Source organism: Actinosynnema sp. NPDC023658 (assembly GCF_040639995.1).
In the GTDB taxonomy this organism is placed as follows: Bacteria; Actinomycetota; Actinomycetes; order Mycobacteriales; family Pseudonocardiaceae; genus Actinosynnema.
Map to the genome: position 1 here is coordinate 1 of NZ_JBFAAX010000456.1, position 4,692 is coordinate 4,692.

Below are 4,692 nucleotides of genomic sequence, written 5' to 3' on the forward strand. Positions count from 1 at the left end.
GGTGCGGGCGAGGCTGAAGGACCCGGTGGAGCGCTCGCGCGAGTTGGCGCGGCGTCGGCAGGAGGTGCTGGACAGCCTGCTGGTGCCCGGTCAGCGGGTCCCGACGTTCGACGACTCGCGCAAACTGCTGGCCGACGTGCGGCTGCCCGCGCACCCGGTGTGCAGTCGGTGCGGGTGCAGGCAGGGGGTGCTGCCGAACGCCGCTTGACACGTCCTTAGTCTGTGGTTCCCGACACGGTGAATTCGGCCGACGGGTCGTGCGCTTTCGGGTCGAGCTGGTGGCATCGCGGCGTGACGTCGACGTCGACGTCGTGAGTTCGGGTGGCAACGCCCGGTGGGCCGCCCGGCGGACCGCTGCGTGCGCGGCTCGTCGTGACGCGTCCGGTCGACGTCCCTGTTCCGCAAGCTGTGGCCGTAGGAGTTGGCAGTGTCCTGGTTGTTCAGCATCGTCCTGTGCGTGGCGGCGTTCGTGGCCGGCGCGGCCGTCGTGTGGCTGCGCCTCAACCCCATCATCCGCGACCTGCGTGCACGCCTCGACCAGCCGGCCGCCCAGGCCGAGCCCGCCACCACCGAGACCGCCCCCGCCGCTGCCACCGCGCCGGTCGAAACCCCTGCCGCCGCCCCGGTCGCGGCTGCTCCCGCCCCGGTCGCCTCCACCGCTGACACCGCCGTCGTCGAGCCGGCCGCCACCGACACCGCCGCGGACCTCCCCGCCGCCGTCGACACCACCGACCTCGCCGACACCGCCGCCACCGACACCGCAGCTGAGATCACCACCGCGGACACCGACCCGGCCGCCGAGATCACCGCCGTGGACTCTGCGGACGCCGTGGACCCGGCTGACACCGCCGCCGAGCTGGCCGCCACTCCCGCCACCGTCGCCGCCCCGGTGATCCCGGCCCAGGCGCAGGCCCTCGAAGCCGACACCGAGCCCGAGATCGTCGAGGAGCCGGCCGCCGCGGAGCTCGAAGCCGAGCCCGAGGCCGTCGAGGTGCCCGAGGTCCAGGCGATCGAGCCGGTCCAGGTGCCCGAGGTCGCGCCGGAGCCGGAAGCCGTCGAGGAGCCGGAAGCCGCGCCGGAGGCCGTCGAGGAGGTCGTCGCTGAGGTCGAGGCCGCCGAGCCGGTCGAAGCCGCCGCGCCCGTCACCATCCCCGCCGCCGCGCCCGTCACCGTGCCCGCTGCCGCCGTGCCTGCCGCTGTGCCCGCCGCTGTCTCCGTCACCGCGCCGGCCGCGGGGGAGCGGTTGGAGGTCAAGGCGAACTCCAAGTCGATGATCTTCCACACCCCCGACTCGCCGTACTACAAGCGCATGAAGGGCGACGTCACGTTCGGCTCGGTCGCGGAGGCCGAGCGCGCCGGTTACACCCGGTGGGCACCCAAGCCGAAGGTCGCCTCACCCGTGAGGTGAGCGTGAACGACTAGCTGTCGCACCGGTCGGGTAACCCCCGATCGGGGTGATCAGATGTCAACGCGAGACCTGCGCGTAGTCAACGGCACGATCGAGCTGCGCGCCCACCCGTTCGTCGGCAGGTTTACCTGTCCCGCACACGAGGGGGTGGCGAGGTGACCGAGCTGGTGCTCGACCGCACCGAGATCGGCGGCGCGGTGGTGGTGCGACCGACCGGCCTGCTGGACCTGAGCACCTACCGCGAGCTGCGCGACGGGCTGCTCCGGTGCGCGGCGAACGGGCCGACGGCTGTCATCGTGCGGCTGGACGACGGCTTCGAGTGCGCCACACCCGCGTTCATGTCGGTCTTCACGACCGTCTGGACGCGGGTGTCGAAGTGGCCCGGCATACCGGTCATGCTGGTCGGGGAGTCGCCCGAGCACCGCGAGGCGCTGGCCACCGGTGCGAGCAAGCTGCCCCGGTTCAGCGTCCTGGACGCCGCGCTGGCGGCCGTCGGCGAGCCGCCCGAGCGGCGGCGCGACGAGATCCAGCTACCCGAGTCGCCGGTCAGCAGCATGCTCGCCAGGGAGTTCGTCCGGAAGGCGTGCGAACGCTGGCACGTCGACAACCTGACCCCGAGCGCCGAAACGGTGGCGACCGAGCTGGTGGAGAACGCCGTCCGCCACAGCCAGTCCGAGCCGGTGCTGCGGATGGAGCTGTCCGGCGGCCGGCTCACCATCGCCGTGCGCGACGAGAGCTCCGACCCGCCCGAGGCGCGAGAACCGTCGCGGTCGGGCGGCCGGGGCCTCACGATCGTGTCCGCGCTGAGCGAGACCTGGGGCAGCTCCCCGTGGCCGCGCGGCGGCAAGGTCGTCTGGGCGGTCATCAACGACTGAACCCCGACGCACCCACCCCGACACCCCGCGACCGGAGCACGCGGGTCAGCTCGCCTCGCTCACCGCCGTGACGATGTCGAACTGGTCGACGAGGTCGGTCAGCTGGAGCGGGCGGAGCACGACCTTCGTGTTCGCGACCAGCCGCAGCGCCGTGCCCGTCCGCGCGCACGCGGCGCGCACGGTGATCAGCATGTTGATGCCCGTGGAACCGAGGAACGTGACCCCGGACAGGTCGAGCACCAGCGTCCGGACCCCGCTGCCGAGCCTGCGCAGGACGAAGTCCTCCGCCGACGTGGTCGTCGCCGTGTCCAGTTCACCCGCCACCTCGACGACCACCACGCCCACGGTGTCCTCGTGCGCCGTGAGCGTGACGGCGTCGGTGAAGTCCTTCATGTCCACCCCTGGGTGCGGTCGGCAGAGAGCGGCTGCCTGCTCAACCACGCCCAGCCTAGGCCCAGGGCAAGTGCGAGCGCCCGTCAGGACGCGTGCAGCTCCTTCTCGAGCTGCGCCTTGCTCTTCCCGGAGGCGCCCTTGAGGCCCGCGTTGCGCGCCTGGGTCAGCAGCTCCTCGCGCGTCGCCTCACCCGGCCGGTCGCCCAGGTGCCGGGCCCGGCTCTCCGCGAACGCGCGGCCGAGCTCGTCGCGCCGCTGCTCGCCCAGCCGCTCCCGCATGCCGGGCAGCACGGACGACTCCTCTTCCTCGACGTGGTGCGTGACGGACTCGACCAGCTCCTGCAGGACGCCGTCGAACGCCGGGGACGTCGGGTCGGTCTCCGCGAGCTTCACCAGCAGCTGCTCCGCCTCCGCGTGCTCCTCCTGGCTGTGCTCGACCTCATCGGTCTCGCCCGCCTCGTCCTTGGCGACCGGGTAGACCTCGGCCTCCTCGGCGCGGCTGTGCGCGACGAGCACGGAGATCAGCACGGGCACCAGCAGAGGCCGCTTCTCCGGGTGGTTCTTCAGCTCGTCGAACAGCCGCTCGACCTCGCGGTGGTCCTGCATGATCAGATCGACTACGTCGGGCATGTCGTCCTCCGTCACGGTGTGGTGGCCGCAGGACTGGTACCCGGTTTTCAGCCGATCACTCGTCGGATGACGTTGACCGGTCCGATCGACTCGATGTCCTGCACCTTCACCGGCACGCCCTCGGTGGACGCGTGCACGGCGCGCAGGCCGTCGATCGCCATCGCCACGTGCGTCTGACCCGAGTAGTAGATGATCAGGTCGCCGGCCCTCACCTCGTTGCGCGACACCGACCGGCCGATGGTGGCCTGGCCGTAGGTGGTGCGCGGGATCGCGATGCCGGCCGACCGGTACGCCGCCTGCATGAGGCTGGAGCAGTCCCACGTGTCCGGGCCGTTCGAGCCGTACACGTAGTCCTTGCCGCGCTGCGCCAGCGCGAACGCCAGCGCCTCGCCCGCCTTGCCCGCGGGCACCGGGATCGCGCTCATGTCGCCGGCGTTGTTCAACGCCGCCCGCTCGGCCGAGCTGAGCGAGCGGTAGGCGTCGCGCGCCTCACCGATCTGCCCGTCCAGCGCGGCCTTGCGCTGGTCGATGTCCGCGATGGCCTTGTTCGCCGCGTCGGCGGCCTCGTTGGCGCGGCCGGCCGCGTCGTTGGCCAGTTCGACGGCCTCGCTGAGCTTCTGCAACGCGTCGGCGTTGTCGCCCGCCAGCACGCCGAGCGCCGACATGCGGTTCAGGAAGTCCTGCTGCGAGTCGCTGACCAGCAACGCCGACAGCTGGTTGAACCGGGCTCCCTCGAAGGAGGCCTCGGTGAGCAGGTCGACCTGGCCGCGCAGCGCGTCCTGCGCCTGCTGCGCCGAGGTCAGGTCGCGGTTGGCCTGGTCGAGCGAGCCCTGGGCGTCGGACAGCGCTTCCTGCGCCCGCAGGTGCTCCTCGTTCAGCGTCTCGGCCTGCGTGGACAGCTCGTTGTACTTGCGCAGCGCCTCGGAGGCGTTGGGCGGCACCTCGGGGTCCGCCGCGGCGAGGGGGAGGGGCAGTGCGGAGCCGAGCAGCGCGGAGACGGCCGTGACCGTCAGGGCCGCGCGGACGGTGCGCTGAGCGGATTTCGACGCCACGGTCGCGCGGTCCTCCTTGAGCCAGGTGAATGCCCCGAACGGGTGACACCCGCTCAGGTCTCGGACAGGTTACGGAACCCGTGTGCGCACGTCTATCAGGGGTCCCGCGCACACCATTCCGCCCGGACGTCTTCAGCGGGCCGTGACACGCCGAAGTCGACCGGACAGTCCAACACCCATACGGCCCAACGGGCCAACACGCGCCGCCGTCGCGCTCCCGAACGCCTGGCCGACGTCGGCCGTGCGCGGCGACAGGCCGGTGAGGTCCGTGCGACCGCCTGGGTGGCCCACGGCCAGCCCCGAGGCGGCGGTGGCCACCCGGCCCGCCACCTCCG

At 72.3% G+C, this 4,692-nt stretch carries 6 protein-coding genes and 1 pseudogene; 3 read left to right on the forward strand and 4 right to left on the reverse strand.

Features of this window, described 5'->3' with window-relative positions:
- From AB0G02_RS28790 to AB0G02_RS28800, 3 genes and pseudogenes are all read left to right on the forward strand, one after another.
- Window positions 1-208, forward strand: a pseudogene (locus tag AB0G02_RS28790) (hypothetical protein); the annotation flags it as partial.
- 219 nt (window positions 209-427) lie between these two features.
- Entirely contained in the window at window positions 428-1,408 is a 981-nt protein-coding gene (locus AB0G02_RS28795) for a hypothetical protein (protein ID WP_360799852.1), read from the forward strand.
- 155 nt (window positions 1,409-1,563) lie between these two features.
- Complete coding sequence (locus AB0G02_RS28800; protein WP_360799855.1) at window positions 1,564-2,283, forward strand: ATP-binding protein; 720 nt, start codon at window positions 1,564-1,566, stop codon at window positions 2,281-2,283.
- A 45-nt stretch (window positions 2,284-2,328) separates the two neighbouring features.
- Here AB0G02_RS28800 and AB0G02_RS28805 read toward each other — a convergent pair whose 3' ends face one another.
- From AB0G02_RS28805 to AB0G02_RS28820, 4 genes are all read right to left on the reverse strand, one after another.
- A complete protein-coding gene (locus AB0G02_RS28805; RefSeq protein ID WP_360799858.1) occupies window positions 2,329-2,676 on the reverse strand; it encodes an STAS domain-containing protein in 348 nt (115 codons plus the stop codon).
- An 83-nt stretch (window positions 2,677-2,759) separates the two neighbouring features.
- Window positions 2,760-3,305 carry a hemerythrin domain-containing protein gene (locus tag AB0G02_RS28810; RefSeq protein ID WP_360799861.1) on the reverse strand — a complete coding sequence of 182 codons (546 nt, stop codon included), beginning with the start codon at window positions 3,303-3,305 and terminating at the stop codon, window positions 2,760-2,762.
- 47 nt (window positions 3,306-3,352) lie between these two features.
- Window positions 3,353-4,357 carry a C40 family peptidase gene (locus AB0G02_RS28815; RefSeq protein ID WP_360799864.1) on the reverse strand — a complete coding sequence of 335 codons (1,005 nt, stop codon included), beginning with the start codon at window positions 4,355-4,357 and terminating at the stop codon, window positions 3,353-3,355.
- A gap of 132 nt (window positions 4,358-4,489) precedes the next feature.
- Window positions 4,490-4,692, reverse strand: a 203-nt coding sequence (locus AB0G02_RS28820) for a hypothetical protein (RefSeq protein WP_360799867.1), incomplete at its 5' end; no start/stop codon positions are given.

Coding starts and splice junctions, on each gene's coding strand:
- AB0G02_RS28805 (WP_360799858.1), bottom strand. CDS start 2,676: ATGAAGGACTTCACCGACGCCGTCACGCTCACGGCGCACGAGGACACC.
- AB0G02_RS28810 (WP_360799861.1), bottom strand. CDS start 3,305: ATGCCCGACGTAGTCGATCTGATCATGCAGGACCACCGCGAGGTCGAG.